This is a genomic window from Endozoicomonas euniceicola, assembly GCF_025562755.1.
Classification (GTDB): domain Bacteria; phylum Pseudomonadota; class Gammaproteobacteria; order Pseudomonadales; family Endozoicomonadaceae; genus Endozoicomonas_A; species Endozoicomonas_A euniceicola.
In genome coordinates this window covers 2,434,558-2,456,708 of record NZ_CP103300.1, presented here as the reverse complement: position 1 = coordinate 2,456,708, position 22,151 = coordinate 2,434,558, and the positions used below count along the sequence as shown (strand labels likewise).

Annotated in this window: 24 protein-coding genes; 14 read left to right on the top strand and 10 right to left on the bottom strand. The window is 47.0% G+C overall.

Annotated elements, in window-relative coordinates; all coding sequences use genetic code 11:
* Window positions 1–5: 5 nt before the first annotated feature.
* Together NX720_RS09420 and NX720_RS09415 are read left to right on the top strand one after the other, a co-directional pair.
* Window positions 6–389, top strand: a complete 384-nt coding sequence (locus NX720_RS09420) for an SAM-dependent methyltransferase (RefSeq protein ID WP_262600867.1) — start codon at window positions 6–8, stop codon at window positions 387–389.
* 6 nt (window positions 390–395) lie between these two features.
* Entirely contained in the window at window positions 396–677 is a 282-nt protein-coding gene (locus NX720_RS09415) for a hypothetical protein (RefSeq protein WP_262600866.1), read from the top strand.
* Between the two features lie 87 nt (window positions 678–764).
* Here the strand turns inward: NX720_RS09415 and tnpA (NX720_RS09410) are convergent, their stop codons facing one another.
* Window positions 765–1,193 carry an IS200/IS605 family transposase gene (gene tnpA / locus NX720_RS09410; protein ID WP_262595354.1) on the bottom strand — a complete coding sequence of 143 codons (429 nt, stop codon included), beginning with the start codon at window positions 1,191–1,193 and terminating at the stop codon, window positions 765–767.
* A gap of 65 nt (window positions 1,194–1,258) precedes the next feature.
* On the opposite strand from tnpA (NX720_RS09410), the gene NX720_RS09405 reads away from it, so the two are divergent.
* Window positions 1,259–2,431 (top strand): RNA-guided endonuclease InsQ/TnpB family protein, encoded by a 1,173-nt coding sequence (locus NX720_RS09405; RefSeq protein WP_262595932.1) that lies wholly within the window; start codon window positions 1,259–1,261, stop codon window positions 2,429–2,431.
* Here the strand turns inward: NX720_RS09405 and NX720_RS09400 are convergent.
* A complete protein-coding gene (locus NX720_RS09400; RefSeq protein WP_262600865.1) occupies window positions 2,428–3,315 on the bottom strand; it encodes an RNA-guided endonuclease InsQ/TnpB family protein in 888 nt (295 codons plus the stop codon). The genes NX720_RS09405 and NX720_RS09400 overlap by 4 nt on opposite strands.
* A 46-nt stretch (window positions 3,316–3,361) precedes the next feature.
* Between NX720_RS09400 and tnpA (NX720_RS09395) the strand changes: the two genes are divergently transcribed.
* Entirely contained in the window at window positions 3,362–3,784 is a 423-nt protein-coding gene (tnpA, locus tag NX720_RS09395) for an IS200/IS605 family transposase (RefSeq protein ID WP_262600864.1), read from the top strand.
* Window positions 3,785–4,071: 287 nt separating this feature from the next.
* The gene (locus tag NX720_RS09390) at window positions 4,072–5,589 is read left to right on the top strand and encodes an IS1182 family transposase (protein ID WP_262600768.1); all 1,518 of its coding nucleotides are present in this window, start codon (window positions 4,072–4,074) and stop codon (window positions 5,587–5,589) included.
* A 945-nt stretch (window positions 5,590–6,534) separates the two neighbouring features.
* Here NX720_RS09390 and NX720_RS09385 read toward each other — a convergent pair.
* Both NX720_RS09385 and NX720_RS09380 read right to left on the bottom strand, forming a co-directional pair.
* Window positions 6,535–6,729: a hypothetical protein gene (locus NX720_RS09385; protein ID WP_262600863.1), complete on the bottom strand. Its 195-nt coding sequence runs from the start codon at window positions 6,727–6,729 to the stop codon at window positions 6,535–6,537.
* Window positions 6,722–6,886 carry a hypothetical protein gene (locus NX720_RS09380; RefSeq protein WP_262600862.1) on the bottom strand — a complete coding sequence of 55 codons (165 nt, stop codon included), beginning with the start codon at window positions 6,884–6,886 and terminating at the stop codon, window positions 6,722–6,724. Before NX720_RS09380 ends, NX720_RS09385 begins: the two co-directional genes overlap by 8 nt.
* A gap of 76 nt (window positions 6,887–6,962) precedes the next feature.
* Between NX720_RS09380 and NX720_RS09375 the strand changes: the two genes are divergently transcribed.
* Complete coding sequence (locus NX720_RS09375; protein WP_262597167.1) at window positions 6,963–8,600, top strand: IS1634 family transposase; 1,638 nt, start codon at window positions 6,963–6,965, stop codon at window positions 8,598–8,600.
* On the opposite strand, the gene NX720_RS09370 is transcribed toward NX720_RS09375, so the two are convergent.
* Complete coding sequence (locus NX720_RS09370) at window positions 8,557–9,177, bottom strand: DUF3800 domain-containing protein (RefSeq protein WP_262600861.1); 621 nt, start codon at window positions 9,175–9,177, stop codon at window positions 8,557–8,559. The two genes, NX720_RS09375 and NX720_RS09370, sit on opposite strands and share 44 nt — an antisense overlap.
* A gap of 561 nt (window positions 9,178–9,738) precedes the next feature.
* Between NX720_RS09370 and NX720_RS09365 the strand changes: the two genes are divergently transcribed.
* Window positions 9,739–10,320 (top strand): DUF1186 family protein, encoded by a 582-nt coding sequence (locus tag NX720_RS09365; RefSeq protein ID WP_262600860.1) that lies wholly within the window; start codon window positions 9,739–9,741, stop codon window positions 10,318–10,320.
* A gap of 67 nt (window positions 10,321–10,387) precedes the next feature.
* Here NX720_RS09365 and tnpC read toward each other — a convergent pair whose 3' ends face one another.
* Window positions 10,388–12,061, bottom strand: a complete 1,674-nt coding sequence (gene tnpC / locus NX720_RS09360) for an IS66 family transposase (protein WP_262595730.1) — start codon at window positions 12,059–12,061, stop codon at window positions 10,388–10,390.
* 84 nt (window positions 12,062–12,145) lie between these two features.
* On the opposite strand from tnpC, the gene NX720_RS09355 reads away from it, so the two are divergent.
* The 3 genes from NX720_RS09355 (at window position 12,146) to pntB (ending at window position 15,907) form a co-directional block, all read left to right on the top strand.
* Window positions 12,146–12,565 carry an SEC-C metal-binding domain-containing protein gene (locus NX720_RS09355; protein ID WP_262600859.1) on the top strand — a complete coding sequence of 140 codons (420 nt, stop codon included), beginning with the start codon at window positions 12,146–12,148 and terminating at the stop codon, window positions 12,563–12,565.
* Window positions 12,566–12,963: 398 nt separating this feature from the next.
* Entirely contained in the window at window positions 12,964–14,499 is a 1,536-nt protein-coding gene (locus NX720_RS09350) for a Re/Si-specific NAD(P)(+) transhydrogenase subunit alpha (RefSeq protein WP_262600858.1), read from the top strand.
* A 13-nt stretch (window positions 14,500–14,512) separates the two neighbouring features.
* Window positions 14,513–15,907 carry a Re/Si-specific NAD(P)(+) transhydrogenase subunit beta gene (gene pntB / locus NX720_RS09345; protein ID WP_262600857.1) on the top strand — a complete coding sequence of 465 codons (1,395 nt, stop codon included), beginning with the start codon at window positions 14,513–14,515 and terminating at the stop codon, window positions 15,905–15,907.
* Between the two features lie 52 nt (window positions 15,908–15,959).
* On the opposite strand, the gene NX720_RS09340 is transcribed toward pntB, so the two are convergent.
* Window positions 15,960–16,256 (bottom strand): hypothetical protein, encoded by a 297-nt coding sequence (locus NX720_RS09340; protein ID WP_262600856.1) that lies wholly within the window; start codon window positions 16,254–16,256, stop codon window positions 15,960–15,962.
* A 120-nt stretch (window positions 16,257–16,376) separates the two neighbouring features.
* A complete protein-coding gene (gene tnpA, locus NX720_RS09335; protein ID WP_262595354.1) occupies window positions 16,377–16,805 on the bottom strand; it encodes an IS200/IS605 family transposase in 429 nt (142 codons plus the stop codon).
* A 65-nt stretch (window positions 16,806–16,870) separates the two neighbouring features.
* On the opposite strand from tnpA (NX720_RS09335), the gene NX720_RS09330 reads away from it, so the two are divergent.
* From NX720_RS09330 to NX720_RS09320, 3 genes are all read left to right on the top strand, one after another.
* The gene (locus NX720_RS09330; protein ID WP_262600855.1) at window positions 16,871–17,311 is read left to right on the top strand and encodes an RNA-guided endonuclease InsQ/TnpB family protein; all 441 of its coding nucleotides are present in this window, start codon (window positions 16,871–16,873) and stop codon (window positions 17,309–17,311) included.
* Between the two features lie 45 nt (window positions 17,312–17,356).
* A complete protein-coding gene (locus tag NX720_RS09325; RefSeq protein ID WP_262598554.1) occupies window positions 17,357–18,910 on the top strand; it encodes a transposase in 1,554 nt (517 codons plus the stop codon).
* A 90-nt stretch (window positions 18,911–19,000) separates the two neighbouring features.
* Window positions 19,001–19,747 carry an RNA-guided endonuclease InsQ/TnpB family protein gene (locus tag NX720_RS09320; protein ID WP_262600854.1) on the top strand — a complete coding sequence of 249 codons (747 nt, stop codon included), beginning with the start codon at window positions 19,001–19,003 and terminating at the stop codon, window positions 19,745–19,747.
* On the opposite strand, the gene NX720_RS09315 is transcribed toward NX720_RS09320, so the two are convergent.
* The gene (locus NX720_RS09315) at window positions 19,744–20,091 is read right to left on the bottom strand and encodes a hypothetical protein (protein ID WP_262600853.1); all 348 of its coding nucleotides are present in this window, start codon (window positions 20,089–20,091) and stop codon (window positions 19,744–19,746) included. The genes NX720_RS09320 and NX720_RS09315 overlap by 4 nt on opposite strands.
* A 195-nt stretch (window positions 20,092–20,286) precedes the next feature.
* Here NX720_RS09315 and NX720_RS09310 point away from each other — a divergent pair, with 195 nt between their 5' ends.
* On the top strand, window positions 20,287–21,111 hold the full coding sequence (locus NX720_RS09310) for a DUF5718 family protein (RefSeq protein WP_262600852.1): 825 nt from the start codon (window positions 20,287–20,289) through the stop codon (window positions 21,109–21,111).
* Window positions 21,112–21,227: 116 nt separating this feature from the next.
* On the opposite strand, the gene nfo is transcribed toward NX720_RS09310, so the two are convergent.
* Complete coding sequence (gene nfo, locus NX720_RS09305) at window positions 21,228–22,070, bottom strand: deoxyribonuclease IV (protein ID WP_262600851.1); 843 nt, start codon at window positions 22,068–22,070, stop codon at window positions 21,228–21,230.
* Between the last annotated feature and the right edge of the window lie 81 nt (window positions 22,071–22,151).

Genomic DNA, 22,151 nt, shown 5'->3' with positions numbered 1-22,151 from the left:
TTGGGGTGGTGAATGTCGGCTTCACCAAAGGGCAGCCCACAAAAGATATCTGGTTCTACGAGCACCCTTATCCGGAAGGTGTGAAGAACTACAGCAAAACCAAACCCATGAAGTTTGAGGAATTCAAACAGGAAATGGCCTGGTGGGGCGATGAAGCCGACGGTTTTGCCGCACGGGAAGAAAACGAGCACGCCTGGAAAGTCAGCATTGATGAAGTGATTGAGCGCAACTTCAATCTGGATATCAAGAACCCCCACGAAGGCGAAGTGATCAGCCATGATCCGGAAGAACTGCTGGCACAATATGCCGAGCAGCAAAGCCATATCGCCGGACTACAGGAGCAATTAAAGGCTATTCTGGGGCAGGCCTTAATTCGCAAGCAGGAATAACAAACGATGACAGAACAGCCAAGCCAGAGAGACATTCGAATCTACACCGGGGAAAGTGGTGACATTAATGTTTTGCTGGAACAAGAGAGCATCTGGCTCACCCAGCGTCAGCTCTCTGATCTGCTTGAAACCAGTACTGACAATATCAGTTTGCACCTCAAAAACATCTATCAAGAGAGGGAGTTAGGGGCGCAGCATTCAATGTCTTACCGGGCTTTTGGCGGTTGGCTATTAGCTGCTCAGACAGCCAACCACCAAAAGCTAATAGCCAACAGCGGTATATTCTAACCTTCCGTTCCCCTTAGCAAAATCGTCGTAAACCCTCGCCCAATGCGGGCGGGGATATAAGACGGGAAGGCGCAGAGCCTTCCGCCATCAATCTGGTGTACTCTGGCTATTAACGTAGTCCTTCAGAGTCTCGATAGTTGCACCGCCAGCACTGCAAGCAAAGTAAGACCTTGACCACATTAAGCCTGCTTTGCTCTGAGCAGTAAGGTGGGTATTCAGCATTCGCAACCGTCTTGATGATGTTGATTTGAGATTATTTACCATGACACTGATAGCCAGTTTTGGTGGGTAGGCCACCAACAGGTGTACGTGATCTTTTTCGCCATCCATTTCAAGTAACTGGCATTCCAGTTTTTCACATGCACTCTCGAACGACTCCCGTAACTGCTTGATCATATAGCCATCAAAAAGCTTTCGCCTGTACTTTGTCGTGAACACCAAATGAACAACCAGCTTGGTAACGCTATGTCGTTTGCGAAGATACCCTTTAAGCAAATCTTTGTTGTGTGCGCTCACTTGAAAACCTCTTTCAAATACCTATAATATAAACTTTATATTAATGAGCACTGAAATAACGTTCCATGCTGAGAGCCACCAAAGTACGAATCTATCCAACATCAGAGCAGGCGGAATTTCTCGACCGTCAGTTTGATGCTGTGCGGTTCGTATGGAACAAGGCCCTGGCTATTAAGGTTCATTATTACAAGGTTCGTGGGCAGAGCCTTTCTCCCAAAAAACACCTGAAGCCCTTGCTGGCAAAAGCCAAGAAAAGCCGAAAGTACTCATGGCTGAAAAACGCTGACTCTATTGCACTGCAACAGGCCACTATCAATCTGGATACGGCCTTTCAAAACTTTTTCAATCCCAAATTGCAGGCAAGATTTCCTCGCTTCAAGAAAAAGCATGGCAAGCAAAGTAGCTACCATTGTACGTCTGTCTCTGTGGGCGATAACGGGATAAAAATCCCCAAGTGCAAGCCCATAAGGGCTAAAGTGCATCGTGAAATAGTGGGTAAGGTGAAGTCTATCACCCTGAGCAGAACGCTAACCGGCAAGTATTTTGCCTCCATATTGGCTGATGATACCCAGGAACAACCAAAACAGATTGATAATCTTGAAGCTAATCAGGTTGTCGGTGTTGATATGGGGATTACTGATCTGGCTATCACCAGTACCGGCCATAAGACTGGCAATCCTCGCTTTCTGAAAAAAGCACAACGTAACCTGAAAAGAAAACAACAGGCTCTATCTCGCTGCAAGAAAGGCTCAAAAGGTAGGCACAAAGCCCGTTTATTGGTGGCAAAGGCGCATGAGCGTGTAGCCTTTGCCCGTAATGATTTTCAGCATAAGCTATCAAAACAACTCATCGACGAAAACCAAGCGGTGATTGTGGAGACACTGAAAGTTAAAAACATGCTCAAGAACAAGCGTCTTGCTCGTTCTATTGCTGATGCTGGCTGGCACTCACTGATAACCAAACTCGAATACAAGGCAAAGCAGGAAGGTAAACATCTGGTGAAGATAGACCAGTGGTTTGCATCCTCTAAAACTTGCTCAGTCTGCGATTTGAAACAGGAAAAAATGCCATTGAGAATCCGATCATGGGAGTGTAGCTGTGGTGCTATCCATGACCGGGATATTAATGCAGCTCGCAATATCAAGAAGCAAGGCATATTGAAATTAAAGGCGGAAGGACTGTCCGTTTCTGCTGATGGAGGCTTGCGTAAATCCGGCAGACTGTCGGTTGCTGCCTAAGAAATCAGAAGCCTCACCCGATAGGGTGGGGAGCAGTCACAAGACGCAAACCACTGGTTTATCTTCACCAGATGTTTTCCTGCCTGCTTCGCTTTGTAGTCCAGCTTGGTTATGAGGGAATGCCAGCCTGCATCGGCAATGGATCGGGCAAGGCAATGATTCTTGAGCATGTTTTTTACTTTCAGCGTTTCCACAATCACCGCTTGGTTTTCGTCAATGAGTTGTTTGGAAAGTTTGTGCTGGAAGTCATTACGGGCAAAGGCTACACGCTCATGCGCCTTTGCTACGAGTAGTCGGGCTTTGGCTCTGCCTTTAGAGCCTTTCTTGCATCGGGAAAGTTTCTTCTGCTTACGCTTCAGGTTGCGCTGTGCATTTTTTATGAATCGGGGATTGCCAGTTTTAACGCCATTGCTGGTAATGACAATATCCGTTAAGCCAACATCAACACCCGTCACATGATTTTCGTGAATGTCTGTAACTGGTTTTACTTCAGCCTTGCCATCTTCAGCCAGAACTGACGCATAATACTTGCCCGTTGGTGTCATGGTTAACGTGATGGACTTGATGTTGTCAGTTATTTCCCTGTGAACCCTTGCTTTGATGGGTTTGCAGTTCTGGAAAGCCTTGTCCAAATTGATGACAGACTGCTGCAAGGCCATGGAGTCAGCCTCTTTCAGCCATGAGTATTTTCGGCTTTTTTTGGCTTTCGACAGTAATGGCTTCAGGTCTTTCTTTGGTGAAAGATTTTGCTCTCGTATCTTGTAATAGTGAGTCTTGATTGCCAGGGCTTTGTTCCAGACCATACGCACAGCACCAAACTGGCGGTTTAAAAATTCCGCCTGGTCTGGTGTTGGATAAATGCGTATCTTGGTGGCTTTAAGCATTGGTGTATATCTGTTATACATCGATATTTAAGCAGTAATCAGCACGATGGCAGGTTGGTGTATTTTGTCAATACGAAAAGGTAGGCATTGTGCTTTTGAGCTTCATGCTCATCTGGTTTTTTCCACCAAATACAGGGGCAAGGTGTTTAACGACAAACATCTTGAAACACTGGAAGGCATATTCCGGCATGTGTGTAACGAGTTTGAGGTAGAGTTGGTCGAGTTCAATGGGGAAATGGATCACATTCACATACTTGTTCACTATCCGCCAAAGGTGCAACTATCAAAGCTGGTGAACAGTCTCAAAGGGGTTAGCAGTCGAAAAATGAAGCTCTATCATCCTGAACTGGTAAAGCCTGCGTATTTGAAAAACGCTTTGTGGGCAAGGTCATACTTTGCCGGAAGTTGCGGGGGTGCAAGCATTGATGTGCTTAAAACCTACATTGAAAATCAAGCCAGACCTGATTAGGAGCCCTTGCGGACTCCCGCCTTACATCCCCTGCCTAGAAGTCAGGGGGCTCACGGCGAAAATGCTGAAGATAAAGCTCAGCTGGTAAAAGAAAAGAAAATCAAGAAACCCAAAAAGCTATCGGAAATTTCAGAGGCTAAAAAGCCTTTTAACTTACCTGCTGGGTGGGTCTGGGCAAGACTTGGCGATACTGGGCTAGGAGCTACAGGTAAAACTCCTAGGAGCCTGACCGAGAATAGGATTTATCTGATATAATAGCGTTCAAAACGCAGCCCTGATGAAGCCTGATGTCGCCACCACCAAAATTCAAGGATAGCCCTGTTGAGTTCGACCAGCACCTGCTGTTTCCAACCAACATCTTTGATCTTCTTCCCCAAGATCATGACTGCTACATCTATGAGACCATCTTCCAGAACATTGATACCTCGGAAGTTGAAAAGCAGTACCATCACCTTGGACAGCATGCCTACCCACCCAAGCTGATCGTAGGTATCCTGATCTACGCCTACAGTCATGGTGTATTCAGCTCCCGTGAAATAGAAAAACGGTGTCGGCAGGACTTGGCATTCATGTACATCTCTCAGATGAATTGCCCAAACTTTCGGGTCCTGGGGGACTTCCGCAAAAACAACCTGTCGTTTTTTCATGACTGTTTCAAACAGTCCGTCAAGCTGGCGATGGAGCTGAAACTGGCATCGCTTGGGCATATCAGCCTGGATGGTTCGAAATTCAAAGCCAACAGTTCAAAGCATAAGGCCATGAGCTACGGCCGGCTTAAAGCCAAAGAGGCAGAACTCAGCGCTGAGGTTGATGAACTGATCAAAAAAGCCAGCCAGTGCGATCAGGAAGAAGACGACGCCTACAAAGAAACCAATGGCTACAGTATTCCTGAAGACCTCCTGTTTAAAGAAGAACGGCTGAAGAAAATTAAGGCTGCTAAAAAAGCACTGGAAGAGCGTGAGAAAGCCCTCAATCCGGACGAGCCAATAGACGACAAGAAACAGATTAGCTTTGCAGACCATGATGCCCGGATGATGAGCAAGAAGGGGTACTGCGAATACAGCTACAATGCCCAAATTAATGTAGATGCGGATCACCAGATCATTGTCGGCCAACACATCAGTCAACGCGCCAACGACATACAGGAAGTAGAACCGGCTCTTCAGGCTTTGTCAGAATCTACCGATGGCGCGGCTGTGGATAAATGGAGTATGGACAACGGCTATTTTTCAGGGCCAAATCTGCACACCTTGGATAAACATGGAATAGACGGTTATATCGCTACTGACAAGGAAGAAAAACCGGCTGTTACGGACCTTGAAAATACTGATCGAAAATTTGTCAAAGCGGATTTTACATACAATATTGAAGCTGACGTCTTCATCTGTCCGGCTGGGGAAAAATTGGTTACCAATCCAGCCAGTAAAGCTAAGAGGAAAGGCTACCGGGCAAACAAGGAAGTATGCCGAGAGTGCGCTTACCGCTCCAGATGCAGTGGCTCCAAGAAAAGTGCAGGCAAGGTAATTCGCACAGACAAGTTTGAAACTGCACGACAAGCCATGAATAAAAAAATGGAAACAAGCGAAGCGAAAGCGGTATACGAACGTCGCAAAGTAATAGCGGAACCACCGTTTGGTCAGATAAAAAACTCTGGATTCAGGAGTTTCAGTCTGCGCGGGAAAGAGAAAGTGGAAGCAGAGTTTTCACTGGTATGCACAGTGCATAATTTCAAAAAAATCGTGAAGAAAGCTTCAACGGGGTCACTCCGTCTTGAGGATTTAAAAAAGGTTAAAAAAGCGGCATAAAGGCAAAGAAAAGCTGTAAATTTGCAAAAATGAGCAAATCAACCTCAAAAAGTGGTTGTTTTTTGCTCATTTTGAATTTTGCGAAACCTTTAGGAGGACTGCCTAAGCTATTCTCGGTCAGGCTCCTAGTACAAAGCAGCCTGATTTTTTTGGCGGAAATATTCCGTTTATTGGGCCGGGGCAAATAACACCCTCGGGTGACATTTTAGAGCCAGAGAAAACTCTTAGTCCTGAGGGGTTATCGTATAGCACTGAAGCTATTGCAGGCGATATTTTGATGGTTTGTATCGGCGGTTCTATCGGAAAGGCTGTGATTGCAAATAGGCAGATTGGGTTTAATCAACAAACCTGAATTCAAGTAATAAGTGCATAACCCATTAACTTTCTCACATTGACTCCCCTTAGGTGTTCATTTTGACTGGAATATGCCCCCTCGTTAACTGCCCTGCCATCAACCGATAAACTTCGGGGGGGGAGTAGTAAGACTTACTGTCAGTTCGGTTATCCAGCCTGACAAACCTCAAGCTTTGCTTGACTAACCCGATGTGAATTACTATTGTTCAGTTAGCTCATCCACCATGCTGTGGAAGGAGTAACGAAGGCGTCACAATAGTCAATTGCGGCGCCTTTTGTCTTTTTAGACCTTCTGAATTCCCTGATCTTGCCAGTATTTCTGGTACTCTTTTTGGAGTTTTCTCCTTTTGTGCTCTCTATCGATGCAATATGCTGTCCAAGGCAAGATGTAACTGCCCCGATCTGCCAGGACGACCAGATAGTCAAGCTCTTCCAGCCAAAGCAAAACTCTTGTTTCATTCCTTCTGCGCTGATTTCGTCAAACCTTAATGACACCATCACCAGAATGCTCAATGACAGGAGCTGGCCAGCGAATCCTTTCCATCCGGAGAAGATCTGGAGTTCGCTCTTCCTCCACGCTGCCTTCAGAGATCATGTGCCAAAAAGTGGCTGGACTTCAGGATGCCGTTTTAACCCAAGCATACGACCTTCAAAAATGGGTTTCCGCTGGACAAAATCTTCCATAAATATCTGATAAACAGCACTGAAAAAGTCATCCCATGAACCGCTATAGTCTTCGAGCCTAATAAGAGGAGGCAACCAGTCTGGTTCTGAATTGTCAGGCATTAGCTCCCCCCACAGGTGTCCACTTCAGCAAATTGCATTTATTCTCTTTCAGCAGTGTTGACCGGGTCAGGCTGTATCTGGAGCGTTGCCGCATTCGTTCGACCATCTCCACCTGCCTTTTCGCTGTGCTATTGAACTCTCCTCTGTTTGCATACATCCGTCATTCAGCACTTAATCTGAGAATTTCCTAAAACCATCTAAAATGTAAAAAATTTTCAGACTGAGCATATGCCATGCAACCTCATCAATTTCACATTCAACGCATCGACCATACTGGGTTGGTGGCCGGTATGTGCAAAGAGCTCGGGATCGCTAACCTTCTGGATTCTCTGGTTCCCAACCAATCTGAAACCAGAAAGATTTCCTTCGGAGAAACCGTTGTCTCAATGCTGCTTAACGGACTGGGCTTCACTGCTCGCACACTCCACATGTTCCCTGAGTTTCACGCCGACAAGCCACTGGATAAACTTATTCGACCGGGTATAGAGCCGGAACATATCAACGAAAGTGTACTCGGCAGAGCCTTGGATCAAATTTTTGAACTGGGTGTAAGTGAGGTCTATTTATCACTGGCTGTCAAGGCCGTTAATGTATTGAAACTGCCGTGTAATGCTCTGAATCTTGATTCAACCAGCTTTCATGTGGACGGTCGTTATAACAGTGAGTCTGAAGTCGATGAAGAAGACCTGAACTGCATTAAAATCTGTCGTGGATACAGCAGAGATCACCGACCTGAATTAAATCAGGCGATACTGCTCCTAATGACTGAAAATCAGGCGGGTATTCCCGTATTCATGGCCGCATCCAGTGGCAATATAAACGACAACACTAATTTTAAAAAAGTCATCAGCAAGCATTTGAAATGCTACAAAGAGGCGCTGAATAATCGTTACCTGATCGGCGATGCTGCACTTTACACAACAGACAATGTACGTATATTACATCAGCAAGAGCAACAGTTTATCACCCGGGTTCCGGCTAAAATAAAAGCCGCAAGAGAGCTTGTGGACAGTGTCGCTTCTTGTGCGATGACACCGGTTGAAGGTGCCGAAGGTTATGAGAGCTGCGAAGTACTGTCCGACTATGCGGATGTATCTCAACGGTGGGTTCTGATTCGCAGTGAACAGGCTCGGAAAAGCGAACAGAAAACACTGCTCAAAAAACTGTTGAAAAAGTCAGAAAAAGAAGCGGAAGCACTGACCAGCAAGCTGGCGAAGAAACCGTTCAAGTGTGAAACGGACGCATTGCGTGCGTTCAATGAGTGGCAATCAAAAAGCAATTATTGTCAGGCAGAACCTGTAATTACGACAAAACCATGCTATACCAAAGCGGGACGTCCGGAGAAAGACAGCAAACCAGATAGCGTGGAGTATTATGTCAGCGGTCATCCTTGGGTATCTGTTGACTGTCGTGAAGTAGCAGAGGCCTCTCTGGGGTGCTTTGTGTTGGCAACAAACAATCTGGACAAGAGCCAGCTAAGTTCAGCAGAAGTGTTGAGCACTTATAAATCACAGCAGTCGGTGGAGCGTGGATTTCGGTTTCTGAAAAGCCCTGAATTTCTGGTCTCCTCGCTGTTTTTAAAGAAGCCGGAACGTATAGAAGCGTTGCTTATGGTGATGACGCTTTGTCTGTTAGTCTACGCAGCGATACAGCATCGAATCAGGCATGAATTAAAGCGTCAGAGTAGGTTCTTTCCGGATATGAAGCGAAAGCCCTATCAGAATCCGACTGCACGCTGGGTATTTTTTTGCTTTCAGGGAATTAATGTTTTATTAGTCGATGGTCATGAAAAACATGTCGTTGGCTTGCAGGAGAGGCAATTAACCATCATTTCAATTCTTGGCCGATCGTACCAAGAGATTTATTCCTGATATAGGTGCTGAATGACGGATACATCACAGCTCCAATCAATAAATCTGCCAGTTGCATATGATCAACGTGCTTTGACTCAACCAGCTGAACTCTCTGGACTACATGCTGGGAGAAGTCATAGAGGTTATTGCAAAGAGCATCATGCAATTTACGAACCTTATTGCCACCCTGGGTATCCTTGATATCCAGACAAATTCGGTAATGAGCCTGAGTATCAAAGATAGCCTTGAGCATGGTGAAATACATTTTGTAATACCATGTATCGTGATCCTGCCCAAACCGGGCATGATTTAATGCGCTTTTATCAGCAATAACTCCTCGAAAGTGCAAGTCATCGTCATCAAAGAAATAGTCCAGAATATCGAGATAAAAAGGTAGTTTTGCTGGTGAAACACTGGTCCATTTAATTTCCATCTGAGGCGAGAGACCATGTTTCTGTCGAATTTCCCTCAGTCTGCGAGCTGCTTCCCTGCGCTTGCTGACTGGGCACCAGATAGCACCCAGCACCATAAAAGGCTGCCTGTCGTTTTCGAGGTGACAAGATTCGTCGCAATAGACGTTATAGAGTTCGCTCAAAAAAGTACTCCTGCTGTTTACCATGATGATCTGTTGTCACAAAAGCTCTCCCCCCCCCAGCGAACGACTGCTTAAATAAAAAACGTCATCATTGCCTGAGTGAAGCTCCAGTTTGACAATGTTTTGTTCCAGTAGTTCATGATTCGAATCAGAACTCTGAAAGAAACAAAGCTTCCTGAGTTTATGAACACTAATATGGTCACACCTATTTTCCGTGAAACACAGATTGTTTCACATCTATAACAGCAATGTGGACAGGCTAACGTTAACGGCACAATCATGAAAAATATGGTTATAGCGATTGCCCCAGAAGCTGAGATACCAAGAATTATGAGCAAAGCTGGTCAGCTTAGGGGCGCAGCATTCAATAACTTACCGGGCTGTTGGCTTTTGGCTATTAGCTGCTCATACAGCCAACAGCCAACAGCGGTATATTATGTTCTGCTGCTTCCCTTATGGCTATCTGCAACCAACTCAAAACCCACCTCCAACAAGCCCAACAAACCCGCTTGCATCTGGCCGATGCTATGGTTGAACAAGCTTTAACTTAAAATCCGGAGTATGACAGTGTTTTTAGACTACCCTCTTATCAAGCCTTTTACCAAACTTGAACCAAACTACTTTCCCGGCGAAGAACTCAGAAAAATCATAGCTCATCAGGAAGAAGCAGTGCCCCTGCTGTTGGAAGCCATCAGGGATTTTGCAGAAAACCCGGAAGGTTACAGTGAAGAAGACGGTAATTGCCTCCATATGGTGGCTCTTGCTTTGCTGGCGCAATGTCGTGAGGCAGCACTATTCCCGGTTATACAGGATATTTCTGACCGCTTTGATCCTGATAACTGGGGCGAAGAGACGGCTTATGAAGAACTCATTTGTTGCATGCCGGAAGACGCAATGGCAAGAGTTATTGCCTCAGTGTTGGCCAATGATATCGACAAACTGAAAGCCATTATCGTTGATCATGGTCAGGATATAGAGCTTCGCTGCCGGGCACTGGAAGCGTTGAAGAGCTGTTATTTCGAAGGTGATATAGAGCGGAGAGACCTGACCGGTTTTCTCTCGAACGTGTTTGAGACGTTTGCATTACAGCATGACTCACGCGACTTCTGCCCTCTCTGGATGGTTTTGTATGATCTCTGGTAACTTTTCTACAAACCGCTTCAAAATTAGCAATTAAGACACCGCTTTTCCCTATTGTTGCCTCCAATTGTTATACCTTTGGCGGATCATGATTGCGCATTTCACAAAGCCGCTCCTCACTCATTAACCAGGGCAGATAAGGAGTGAGATCATTAGGTGGCTTCCTGCCATTTATGGCACAAGCCTCAAGATAGGCACCCAGCCAGATTTTTGGATTAATATCCCAAAGCTTTAGCGTCATAAAAACGCTGAATAGAAAAGCGGCTATATCAGCACTCCATACGCTGCCAGAGCCGTAGTAATTCTTCCTGCCAACGACACCTGTGCGCAGTGCTTGCTCTGCAGCGTTGTTATCCATGGGGATACCGGGATCAGTGACAAAGCGGGTCAATCCTTCCCAGTGATTCTGTAGACTTTCGAGCACTTTTTTCGCTCTGACTCGCAGTTTAGGACGATTAAGTTCCTGAACCCTCTGGATTGCCATCTGCTCTACCTGATGTTCAAGCCGTAACTGCTGTGTTGCTAGCTGCTCTGGTTCATCAAGCACTTCAAGTCGCTGACTATTAAGATGATATAAACGACCAATCCTGTTCACCCAGGTGGCGCTCCATTTCTCCAACTCCGGATCACCTCGTTGAGCGTCAATAAAATCCCGCCTGACGTGAGCCCAGCAGAAAGCTAAATTAATAGACACCGCATCATTCGCAAGCTTTTTGTACGCTGAGTATCGGTCACACACCAGCGTTCCAGCCCCGTCACCAATGATCGACTCTGGTACGACAGCCGCACGGGTGTCAGCAATGCTGAAATAAACCGCCTGATCACAGAGAAATACCCAAAGCCAATGTTTGTGAGAACCTGTGGTCTCATGTGCCCAGCTGATCCACCGGGTTTCATCAGCATGCCACTGATCGCTACTGGCGACGAATTCCCGAGTAGCTTCGGCAACCGGCTCAAAAAAGGGCGTTATAGCTTCCAGGCCAAAGGAGATGGTCGCCTGCGACAGTTCCAGTCCCTGAGTCTTATAAGACTCAAGTTGCCTGTTTATGGGGATGCCGTATGCGTACTTATTCAGCAACAGCTCCACCCAGACAGAAATACCAAGCTTTCCTTTGTTGATGAGTCTTGGTGGAGGTGGTGGAGTAGTAATATTGGGCGTTTCAGGGCACTGGCAAGTTTTTTGGTAATGCCTTCGGTGATAACGACGAACGTGAGCCTTAACTTCAACTTCAATTACGTCGCAGCTGTCGTCATTGAAAAAAGACTTGAATGGCCGGTGACAGACTGTACAACACTGTTTGTCCACTGGTAAGTCTACAGACTCATGAACCACTGGCAGGTTGTTGTGAAGATGGCGACCAGAGCCGGGGACTCCGGGCTGGTGACCTCGTTTTCGATTTGAAGGTGGCCGGGTAGTATTGCCACTTTTCTTTGAAGAAGAACTGGTCTTCTCTGATTTACGACCGAAAAGCAAGTGCTTCATGTGTGCCAGTTCTGATTTCAGATCAGCGACCTGGGTGTTCAACCCAGCCATTTCGGCTTTATGCTGAGCGATAAGAGAGGCATTTTTAGCCAATACTTTTTTCTCTCGGCCACAGGCCGCCTTCCACATGGCATGCCAGAGGTTGGCCTGCTGTTTTAGCTGGATGTGTTCCTGCTTGGTGAGGATGACCTGCGAGGTAGCAAAGGGGGCAGGCAGTAATGCAGGTGTTGTGCCTGATCCTGAAACATGAGCATTTTGCATACTCTAAAAGTAGACGACTTTGAGCTTATGTTTAGTGGTTTGTAGAAAAGTTACGATCTCTGCTTAGAGATTCATCCGCAGGAAATGCTGGATGATATCCTCCGTGCCAGTGAGGCGGGCTTTATAGGTGAGATGATTAATCTCCGATCTTTCGAGAGGGCAAAGGAATATTGTGAGGGAACACCTGAACAGTGGTTCAGTGCCAATCGTGAAAGACTTGTTAAGGAGTTTGGCTATATTCGTGAAGCCGATAAAGAACTCGAAGCATGGGGGATGAATCAGGTTTTTGAATTTGATCCGGACGAACTGGATGAAATAACCGCTATGATTGAAGAAAAATCACGCCAGAGAGCTGCGCAAAATCAGGCTATTGGTAATATATATAACCAGATTTTCCACGAAAGCTCAGATACGCCTTTTATCCGTGAAGGTACCAAAACAGGCCGAAACGCCCCCTGCCCCTGTGGTAGCGGCAAGAAGTATAAAAAATGCTGCGGCAGGTAGATGCTACCAGAAAGAATACCGCTGATATGACTAACAAGAACAAATCCAAAACCCTGCCATCGCTCACTGCTGTAGAAAACAGCTGTTTGGTGATATTCGTCACCTGATTGATAACGCACGGAAGCACTACTCGATTACCACTTTCCCTGAAAATCGCATACTATGAGCGCTCCAGTGAAGATATTAGACGTTGGTCTAATATCTCAGCCGTCATTCACGGAAGAAACACGGCAAATAAAAAAAGAGTCATGGTATATACACCAGAAGCGTACTGAGAGCTGGCATGTTGGTTGAGCAGTCATGTTGGCTGAATCCTGCTTTCCAGTTGCGGTATAAACGACATTAGTCATTCGATCACACGTCCTGATCAAGTCTTTGATAATAAACAGGTGACTGATATGCGAATAGGGATTCCTGAAGAGGTTCAGGATAATGAAAACCGGGTAGCGGCAACGCCCGACACCGTCAAGAAGTTAATCAAGCTCGGTTACGACATCGTTATTGAAAGCGGGGCTGGCAGTAAAGCCAGTTTTGACGATACGGCTTATACAGAAGCTGGCGCTGAAGTTGCGGAACGTAGCCTGGTCTGGGCTGCCGATATCGTTATGAAGGTGAATGCACCGACGGTCGACGAAATCGCTCTGCTGAAAGATGGCGCTACTCTCGCCAGCTTTATCTGGCCCGGCCAGAATGAAGAATTGATGCAACAGCTCAGCCAGCGCAACATCAATGTGCTGGCTCTGGACAGCGTACCCCGCCTGTCACGTTCCCAGTCTCTTGATGCCCTCAGCTCCATGGCTAATATTGCTGGCTATCGGGCGGTGGTTGAGGCCTCCCATCATTTTGGTCGTTTCTTTAATGGTCAGATCACCGCAGCCGGTAAAATTCCCCCTGCGAAAGTTCTGGTTATCGGTGCCGGTGTTTCTGGTCTGGCAGCTCTGGGGGCTGCTGGTAGCATGGGTGCCGTTGTTCGTGCTTTCGATACGCGCCCCGAGGTTAAGGAGCAGGTTGAAAGCATGGGGGCCGAATTCCTTGAACTTGACTATGAAGAAGAGCAGGATTCTTCTGACGGTTATGCAAAGGAAATGAGTCAGGCATTTATTGATGCGGAAATGGCACTGTTTATGGAGCAGGCCAAAGACGTCGATATCATCATCACCACGGCCCTGATTCCTGGCCGTGCGGCCCCCACGCTCATCACCGAAGACATGGTTAAAGCCATGAAGCCCGGCAGTGTGGTGGTCGATCTGGCGGCACAAAACGGTGGTAACTGTGAGTGCACTGAAAAAGACAAAGCCGTGGTAAAAGAGGGGGTTACGGTGATCGGCTTTACCGATATGCCAAGCCGTTTGCCAACCCAGTCTTCCCAGCTTTATGGCACCAATCTCGTCAACATGCTGAAGCTGATGACTCCGGAAAAAGATGGCCGCCTGGTCATCGATTTCGATGATGAAGTGGTTCGGGGTTTGACGGTCATTAAAGAAGGCAATATCACCTGGCCACCGCCTCCGGTAAAAGTCAGTGCTGCTCCGGTAGCCAAAACGGCACCGGTTGAGGCTCAGGCCGCTAAAGCAGAAAAAGCCAGTCGCCCCTGGCTTAAACCTGCATTGCTGGCAGCCGGTGCTGCACTGTTTGCCTGCGTCGCTAACTCTGCACCAGCCAGTTTCCTTGAACACTTTACGGTGTTTGTACTGTCGTCGATTGTCGGCTACTACGTGATCTGGAACGTGACTTCTGCCCTGCACACCCCCTTGATGAGTGTGACCAATGCCATCAGTGGCATCATTGTTGTAGGCGCATTGGTGCAGATGAGCAGTGATAGCCCAATTGTACTGGCACTGTCGGGTATTGCGCTGGTGGTGGCCGTGATCAATATCGTCGGCGGTTTTGCCGTTAGCCAGCGTATGCTGAAAATGTTCATCAGGGATCAGTAAGGAGTCAGTGGAAATGTCCGAAGGATTACTTGTATCCGCTTATCTGGTAGCAGCCCTGCTGTTCGTTATGAGCCTGGCGGGCCTGAGCCGTCAGGAAAGTGCAAGAAGCGGCAACCTCTATGGCATGGTGGGTATGGCGATAGCCGTTCTGGCTACCCTGGCTCATGCCCATGTCACGGGTATTACCCTGGTGACGGTGTTGATGATTGTTGGCGCAGGCATTGGTCTGTACCTGGCGAAGAAAGTGGAAATGACCGAGATGCCTCAGCTGGTAGCCATCCTGAATGGTTTCGGTGGCCTGGCTGCGGTATTGATTGGTTTCTCCAGCGCTATTGAAGGCATGAATGTTTCTGTGGTTGAAAGTCTGCTGTCTTCTTCTGAAGCGCTGATACACGACATTCAGGTCGCCTTTGGTGTCATTGTCGGTGCTGTTACCTTCAGTGGTTCTGTGCTGGCTTGTCTGAAGCTGCATGGCCGAATTTCCAGCCGTCCTGCCTCTTTGCCCGGCGGTCACTGGAGCAACCTTGCCATTATTGGCTTTGCGGTACTGATGGCAGTGGTGTATGTGCAACAGAACAGTTTGCTGGCGCTGTTGCTGATGACTGGCTTTGCCTTTGCCTTTGGCATCACGCTGGTGATGGGTATTGGTGGTGCCGACATGCCTGTGGTGGTATCCATGCTGAATGCCTATTCCGGTATCGCTGCCGCAGCTACCGGCTTTATGCTGGGTAATAACCTGCTGATTATTACCGGTGCCATGGTCGGTTCGTCCGGTGCGATTCTGTCTTACCTCATGTGTGCAGCCATGAACCGCTCATTTGTCTCCGTGATTCTGGGTGGTTTCGGTGCTGAAGAAGGTGCCATGGCCGAAGGTGGTGAGCAGGGCGAGCATACGGAAGTCAATGTGGAAGACGTGGCCGAAATGCTGAAAAATGCATCCAGCGTCATCATCACGCCCGGTTACGGCATGGCAGTGGCCCAGGCGCAGCATCCTTTGCGTGAACTGGTCACTCAACTGCGTGACCGGAAGGTTAACGTTCGTTTTGGTATTCACCCGGTGGCGGGGCGTCTGCCAGGCCACATGAATGTACTGCTGGCAGAAGCGAAAGTGCCCTATGACATTGTGGAAGAGATGGATGAACTCAACGACGATTTCACTGATACCGATGTGGTGCTGGTCATTGGCGCCAACGACACCGTGAACCCGGCTGCTGAGGAAGACCCTGGTAGTCCAATTGCCGGAATGCCGGTCTTGCGCGTATGGGAAGCGGGTCAGGTCATTGTCTTCAAACGCTCTATGGCGACGGGGTACGCCGGTGTGCAGAACCCGCTGTTCTTCAGGGAAAACTCCAGCATGTTGTTTGGTGATGCAAACGACACGGTACAGGGTATTCTGAAGCAGTTCTGAGTGTGTTTAATGCGACCCCGGGGCTAATTCACCGCCGCTGCTCCGGGGGCGCTCATCTTTTTTCGCACAATCCTAAAAATTCCCAGTGTTGATTGTTAAGAAGATACTTTGCCAGATCTTTTGGCAATGACTTTCTGGGATCAATCGCCATAAACTCCTCGGAGCCGGCGACGCCAAGGACGGTTTGATAAAGAACAATCGGCAGGAAGGTACAGGTCACGCCCGAAAACAGACCAGCCCTGTTTTGCCTGAGTTCGTCTGGAGGGGTATCCCAGTGTTCCTCGCGCAGGCGTCTGGCGTAATCAGCGGCTTTAGGTCCAAAATATGGGCTGCCAAAAAAGACGGTCAAGAGGGATGAGCGGCTATAAACATTGGGCGAACTGATTGCCTGCCTTTTAGCAAAATCGTCGTAAACCCTCGCCCAATGCGGGCGGGGATATAAGACGGGAAGGCGCAGAGCCTTCCGCCATCAATCTGGTGTACTCTGGCTATTAACGTAGTCCTTCAGAGTCTCGATAGTTGCACCGCCAGCACTGCAAGCAAAGTAAGACCTTGACCACATTAAGCCTGCTTTGCTCTGAGCAGTAAGGTGGGTATTCAGCATTCGCAACCGTCGTGATGATGTTGATTTGAGATTATTTACCATGACACTGATAGCCAGTTTTGGTGGGTAGGCCACCAACAGGTGTACGTGATCTTTTTCGCCATCCATTTCAAGTAACTGGCATTCCAGTTTTTCGCATGCACTCTCGAACGACTCCCGTAACTGCTTGATCATATAGCCATCAAAAAGCTTTCGCCTGTACTTTGTCGTGAACACCAAATGAACAACCAGCTTGGTAACGCTATGTCGTTTGCGAAGATACCCTTTAAGCAAATCTTTATTGTGTGCGCTCACTTGAAAACCTCTTTCAAATACCTGTAATATAAATTTTATATTAATGAGCACTGAAATAACGTTCCATGCTGAGAGCCACCAAAGTACGAATCTATCCAACATCAGAGCAGGCGGAATTTCTCGACCGTCAGTTTGATGCTGTGCGGTTCGTATGGAACAAGGCCCTGGCTATTAAGGTTCATTATTACAAGGTTCGTGGGCAGAGCCTTTCTCCCAAAAAACACCTGAAGCCCTTGCTGGCAAAAGCCAAGAAAAGCCGAAAGTACTCATGGCTGAAAAACGCTGACTCTATTGCACTGCAACAGGCCACTATCAATCTGGATACGGCCTTTCAAAACTTTTTCAATCCCAAATTGCAGGCAAGATTTCCTCGCTTCAAGAAAAAGCATGGCAAGCAAAGTAGCTACCATTGTACGTCTGTCTCTGTGGGCGATAACTGGATAAAAATCCCCAAGCGCAAGCCCATAAGGGCTAAAGTGCATCGTGAACCTAAATTCAGCGGTTAACCCCTGAGCTAAACTCTAACCCTCAACAATATTGAGGGCTCGAAGATGGTTCGACCACCAAAACCCACTCCCCCAAAGGGTGAGTTGTCTGAAATGGAAAAAGATCCCTTATCCGTCAAACTCGAAGTCGATTCTTTCGACGGTAAAATTCATGTCGAGTGGGAGCCTGAAGCATCGGTCACCCCAATGGGACAGCTTCCTTTTTTTATACAGTTTTTAAAAACAGGTCACCGATTTGAACCCTGGATTAACGATTGCCCACTAACTTATAAAAGCCCAAACGCCCCTCAAAAAGTGGATGTGATTGGCTCATTAATGCTTTCCATTCTTTCAGGACATAAACGCTATGCGCATATCGGAACAATTATTGGTGATAAAGTAAACGCTCAGTTGCTCGGGATGAAAAAAATTGTCAGCGATGATTCTGCCAGGCGTGGTTTAAAGAAGATTGACGAAGATGAAGGCGTTGAATGGATGCAAAAACACCTCCATCTCTGTTTTGATCCGTTATTAACCATTCCATGGATTATGGATGTTGATGTTACCGTGAAAACCATTTATGGGCATCAGGAAGGAGCGGTTAATGGCTATAACCCACATAAGAAAGGGAGACCCTCTCATACTTACCACTCATATATGATGGCTAATCTTAAATTAATACTGGAAGTTGAAGTCAGACCCGGAAATCAAAGTCAAAGTAAATACTCTTTACCCGGTTTAATGGAGCTATTAAATCGACTTCCAAAACGCTGCTGGCCTGAATTTGTTCGTGGTGATTGTGATTGGGGAAGTGACCGGGTAATGAGCGAATTGGAAGATGCTGGTTGTCATTATCTTTTTAAAATGAAGAAGCACGACAACGTTAAGAAAGCCATAGGGAATGCGCACTGTAGCGGAGGATGGGTAAAATACGACAACCATTGGGAGGGAAAAGAATCCGTAATTAAACTGTCAGGTTGGAAAAAAGAAAGACGCATAATTATTGTTCGAAGACGGCGTCCTGAAAATGAAATACCGATGTTGGAAAAAGGAATAAAAGAACGTCAACAAACGTTAGCATTAATAGAAGAGCCAGAAAATATAAAAGCTTACGAGTATTCGGTTCTGGTCACATCTCTTGATAATGATATAGTCTCGATCATTAATCATTATCGCAATAGGGCTGACTGTGAAAATAACTTTGATGAAATCAAAAACCAATGGGGCTGGGGCGGTTATGTAACAAAAGATATGGCAAGATGTCGAATGCTGGCCCGAATGGTTGCCTTGGTTTACAACTGGTGGACGCTATACGTTCGATTGAGTAATCCGGACTCCCATAAAGAATCAATTACCAGCCGTCCCTTATTAATGAGTTCAATTGGCAAGCTGACCCACTCTGGCAACCAAAAGAAAATAAAGCTGACAAGCCAGCATCGATGGATGTATAAAATTGCGAAATTACAAAGTGAACTGTGTGATTTTTTTGATTCAATCAAAAGTATCGCACCGCAGTTGAATCCAATTAACGCATGGTGTCGTATTTTAACGAAAGCGGTCTCAAAATTTTTGAAAAAAGGGCAGGTTATTACGATGCAACCATTAATTCGATCGGGCTAATGACTTAAAAAAACGCTGCTCAGAACCGTGAGAAGCTATTCCTAATGGCATGGCTCAGTGGCGTTCAACTGCTGAATTTAGGGTGAAATAGTGGGTAAGGTGAAGTCTATCACCCTGAGCAGAACGCTAACCGGCAAGTATTTTGCCTCCATATTGGCTGATGATACCCAGGAACAACCAAAACAGATTGATAATCTTGAAGCTAATCAGGTTGTCGGTGTTGATATGGGGATTACTGATCTGGCTATCACCAGTACCGGCCATAAGACTGGCAATCCTCGCTTTCTGAAAAAAGCACAACGTAACCTGAAAAGAAAACAACAGGCTCTATCTCGCTGCAAGAAAGGCTCAAAAGGTAGGCACAAAGCCCGTTTATTGGTGGCAAAGGCGCATGAGCGTGTAGCCTTTGCCCGTAATGATTTTCAGCATAAGCTATCAAAACAACTCATCGACGAAAACCAAGCGGTGATTGTGGAGACACTGAAAGTTAAAAACATGCTCAAGAACAAGCGTCTTGCTCGTTCTATTGCTGATGCTGGCTGGCACTCACTGATAACCAAACTCGAATACAAGGCAAAGCAGGAAGGTAAACATCTGGTGAAGATAGACCAGTGGTTTGCATCCTCTAAAACTTGCTCAGTCTGCGATTTGAAACAGGAAAAAATGCCATTGAGAATCCGATCATGGGAGTGTAGCTGTGGTGCTATCCATGACCGGGATATTAATGCAGCTCGCAATATCAAGAAGCAAGGCATATTGAAATTAAAGGCGGAAGGACTGTCCGTTTCTGCTGATGGAGGCTTGCGTAAATCCGGCATACTGTCGGTTGCTGCCTAAGAAATCAGAAGCCTCACCCGATAGGGTGGGGAGCAGTCACGTTGTGACTCAATGACTTCACTGTTGCCGAGCCACAAGCTGCCTGTTGAAGCCACCTTGCGGCCAATATCTTCTACCTTCAACCGGAAAACCGACCAGAGAAGCTGACGTGATCTTGGCATTGGTATTCGCTGAAACCCATAAGCGCCAATGATATCGAACACCAGGGGAATTCCAGTGTCACCCTCATTCTCCAAAGCAATAACGGCCGCGTGACTGTGTATCAACTCTTTAGTGGCATCACTGCCCGCCCTGTGCATGAGCAGAATATCGCCCTGTCTCAGATCGAATAAATCTACGCTCATAGCCCGGCACCTATTCAGCTACAAAGCCTTTATTGGCGGAGTGTTGCTGAAAAGTATACGAACAAATTCACCTTTAACTATTGCGAATTCTTGATTTCATCAGCCTCATTCATCATTCCCAACACTCGAACTGTTCTCCCTGTATCTGTAAACTCTCGTTTCCAACTATTTAAGATCAAAAGTGATTAATTGATTATGCCGTTCAAACATGTAATCGGACTGGGCGTTGCCGGTAACTTTGCCGGTCATCTGGAGCAGGCCGGTGAAGCTGCGGATTTTGTGGCTGTAAAAACAGAAGATGCGGTGGCTCCTAAAGCCATTTTTCCTTTCTATGTACCGTCTGAGGAAGCGGGTTTTCTATCCACTTACCCTTTGTGTAACAGTACAATTGTTCCACCTAACGATGCAGATAACCTTCAGATTGAGCCTGAAGTGGCCCTGCTGTGCGACATTCATTACGACAAAGGAAAAGTAACGGCGCTGACTCCTGTTAAGTTCGCAGCCTATAACGACTGTTCTATTCGTAAACCCAACGCTAAAAAAATCAGCGAAAAGAAAAACTGGGGAAAGCAGACGAAAGGTGTCTCCGGCACTATGATTGAGCTGGATCACTTGCAGCAGGGTGGCGTTCTGGATCGTTTCCGTATTGCCAGTTTTCATAAGCGTGGCGACCGGGTGGCCCGTTATGGCGAAGACAGTCCGGTCGTGGGTTACAGCTACTTCCACGAGAGGCTGCTTAACTGGATTGTTGATCGTATGAACAATCAGAAAGACGTGGGTCCGGCAGAAAATATTTCGGTTTACCTGGCTGATGCGGGTTATCCACATCAGGCGTTGATCAGCATTGGTGCCACCCGCTACACCGAATACGGCGAAACCAATTTCCTGCAATCGGGCGACACCAGCATTGTCGTGGTATACGACGGTGAGCAATATTCTCAGGAACAGATCACTGAAATGGCTCAGAATCAGTCATTTGCTGAACAAGGTATTTCCAGCCTGATTCAGGGCGTTGCCTGAGTTATACGTTGTTGGCTATTAGCTATTAGCTATTGGCTGTTGGCTCATGAACAGCCAGCAGCCAGCAGCCAGCAGCCAACAGCAAAAAAGCCAACAGCAAAAAAGCCAACAGCCGGTTACACCGCCATCATCTTGAGAGCTTCAATTTCATCCGCCCAGAGGGTGTCGTCAATGGTTTCCAGAACCATGGGAACCCGGTCAAAGCGAGTATCCTGCATAATATACCTGAACACATCCCAGCCGATTTCTCCCTGCCCAAGGCTGTGATGGCGATCCTTGCGGGAGTTTAGTTCGGTTTTCGAATCGTTCAGGTGCATACCTTTGAGGTACTGGAAGCCCACTGTTTTTTCAAACTCAGCAAAAGTCGCTTCACAGGCGTCTGGTGTTCTCAGGTCATAACCTGCGGCAAAGGTGTGACAGGTATCCAGACAGACTCCTACACGGCTTTTGTCTTCTATCTGGTCAATGATTTCTGCCAGCTCTTCAAAACGCCAGCCAAGGTTGCTGCCCTGTCCGGCGGTGTTTTCGATAACGGCTATGACACCTTCTGTCTGATCCAGTGCCCGATTAATGGACTCGGCGATACGGCCCAGACAGGCTGAAATCTCAATTTTCCGTAAATGGCTGCCGGGGTGGAAATTCAGTCTGTCCAGCCCCAGTTGCATGCAGCGCTGGATCTCATCAACGAACGCTTCTCTGGATTTTTGCAAACCTTCTTGTTCCGGATGACCAAGGTTTATAAGATAGCTGTCATGCGGAAGAATCTGCTCGGGTTTGTAACCGTATTCCTCACACCGTTTTTTGAACAGCTCAATATTTTTGTCACTCAGCGGCCTGGCTTTCCATTGGCGCTGATTTTTTGTGAAGAGAGCAAACGCAGTCGCTCCGAGCTTGTGGGCATTGGCCGGGGCGTTTTCGACCCCGCCTGCAGCGCTGACATGGGCGCCGATATATTTCATGCACAATCCTTTATAGTTTGATCTGGATCAAAAAACGTACAGAGGTAATCGTAAGAGAATCGCAAATGCGATCAATTTTCA

Coding starts and splice junctions, on each gene's coding strand:
- NX720_RS09365 (WP_262600860.1), top strand. CDS start 9,739: ATGACAGTGTTTTTAGACTACCCTCTTATCAAGCCTTTTACCAAACTT.
- NX720_RS09350 (WP_262600858.1), top strand. CDS start 12,964: ATGCGAATAGGGATTCCTGAAGAGGTTCAGGATAATGAAAACCGGGTA.
- NX720_RS09385 (WP_262600863.1), bottom strand. CDS start 6,729: ATGCCTGACAATTCAGAACCAGACTGGTTGCCTCCTCTTATTAGGCTC.
- NX720_RS09390 (WP_262600768.1), top strand. CDS start 4,072: ATGTCGCCACCACCAAAATTCAAGGATAGCCCTGTTGAGTTCGACCAG.
- NX720_RS09330 (WP_262600855.1), top strand. CDS start 16,871: ATGCTGAGAGCCACCAAAGTACGAATCTATCCAACATCAGAGCAGGCG.
- nfo (WP_262600851.1), bottom strand. CDS start 22,070: ATGAAATATATCGGCGCCCATGTCAGCGCTGCAGGCGGGGTCGAAAAC.
- tnpA (WP_262600864.1), top strand. CDS start 3,362: ATGGCAGGTTGGTGTATTTTGTCAATACGAAAAGGTAGGCATTGTGCT.
- pntB (WP_262600857.1), top strand. CDS start 14,513: ATGTCCGAAGGATTACTTGTATCCGCTTATCTGGTAGCAGCCCTGCTG.
- NX720_RS09375 (WP_262597167.1), top strand. CDS start 6,963: ATGCAACCTCATCAATTTCACATTCAACGCATCGACCATACTGGGTTG.
- NX720_RS09400 (WP_262600865.1), bottom strand. CDS start 3,315: ATGCTTAAAGCCACCAAGATACGCATTTATCCAACACCAGACCAGGCG.
- NX720_RS09355 (WP_262600859.1), top strand. CDS start 12,146: ATGCTGGATGATATCCTCCGTGCCAGTGAGGCGGGCTTTATAGGTGAG.
- NX720_RS09405 (WP_262595932.1), top strand. CDS start 1,259: ATGCTGAGAGCCACCAAAGTACGAATCTATCCAACATCAGAGCAGGCG.
- NX720_RS09325 (WP_262598554.1), top strand. CDS start 17,357: ATGGTTCGACCACCAAAACCCACTCCCCCAAAGGGTGAGTTGTCTGAA.
- tnpC (WP_262595730.1), bottom strand. CDS start 12,061: ATGCAAAATGCTCATGTTTCAGGATCAGGCACAACACCTGCATTACTG.
- NX720_RS09380 (WP_262600862.1), bottom strand. CDS start 6,886: ATGTATGCAAACAGAGGAGAGTTCAATAGCACAGCGAAAAGGCAGGTG.
- NX720_RS09315 (WP_262600853.1), bottom strand. CDS start 20,091: ATGAGCGTAGATTTATTCGATCTGAGACAGGGCGATATTCTGCTCATG.
- NX720_RS09310 (WP_262600852.1), top strand. CDS start 20,287: ATGCCGTTCAAACATGTAATCGGACTGGGCGTTGCCGGTAACTTTGCC.
- NX720_RS09415 (WP_262600866.1), top strand. CDS start 396: ATGACAGAACAGCCAAGCCAGAGAGACATTCGAATCTACACCGGGGAA.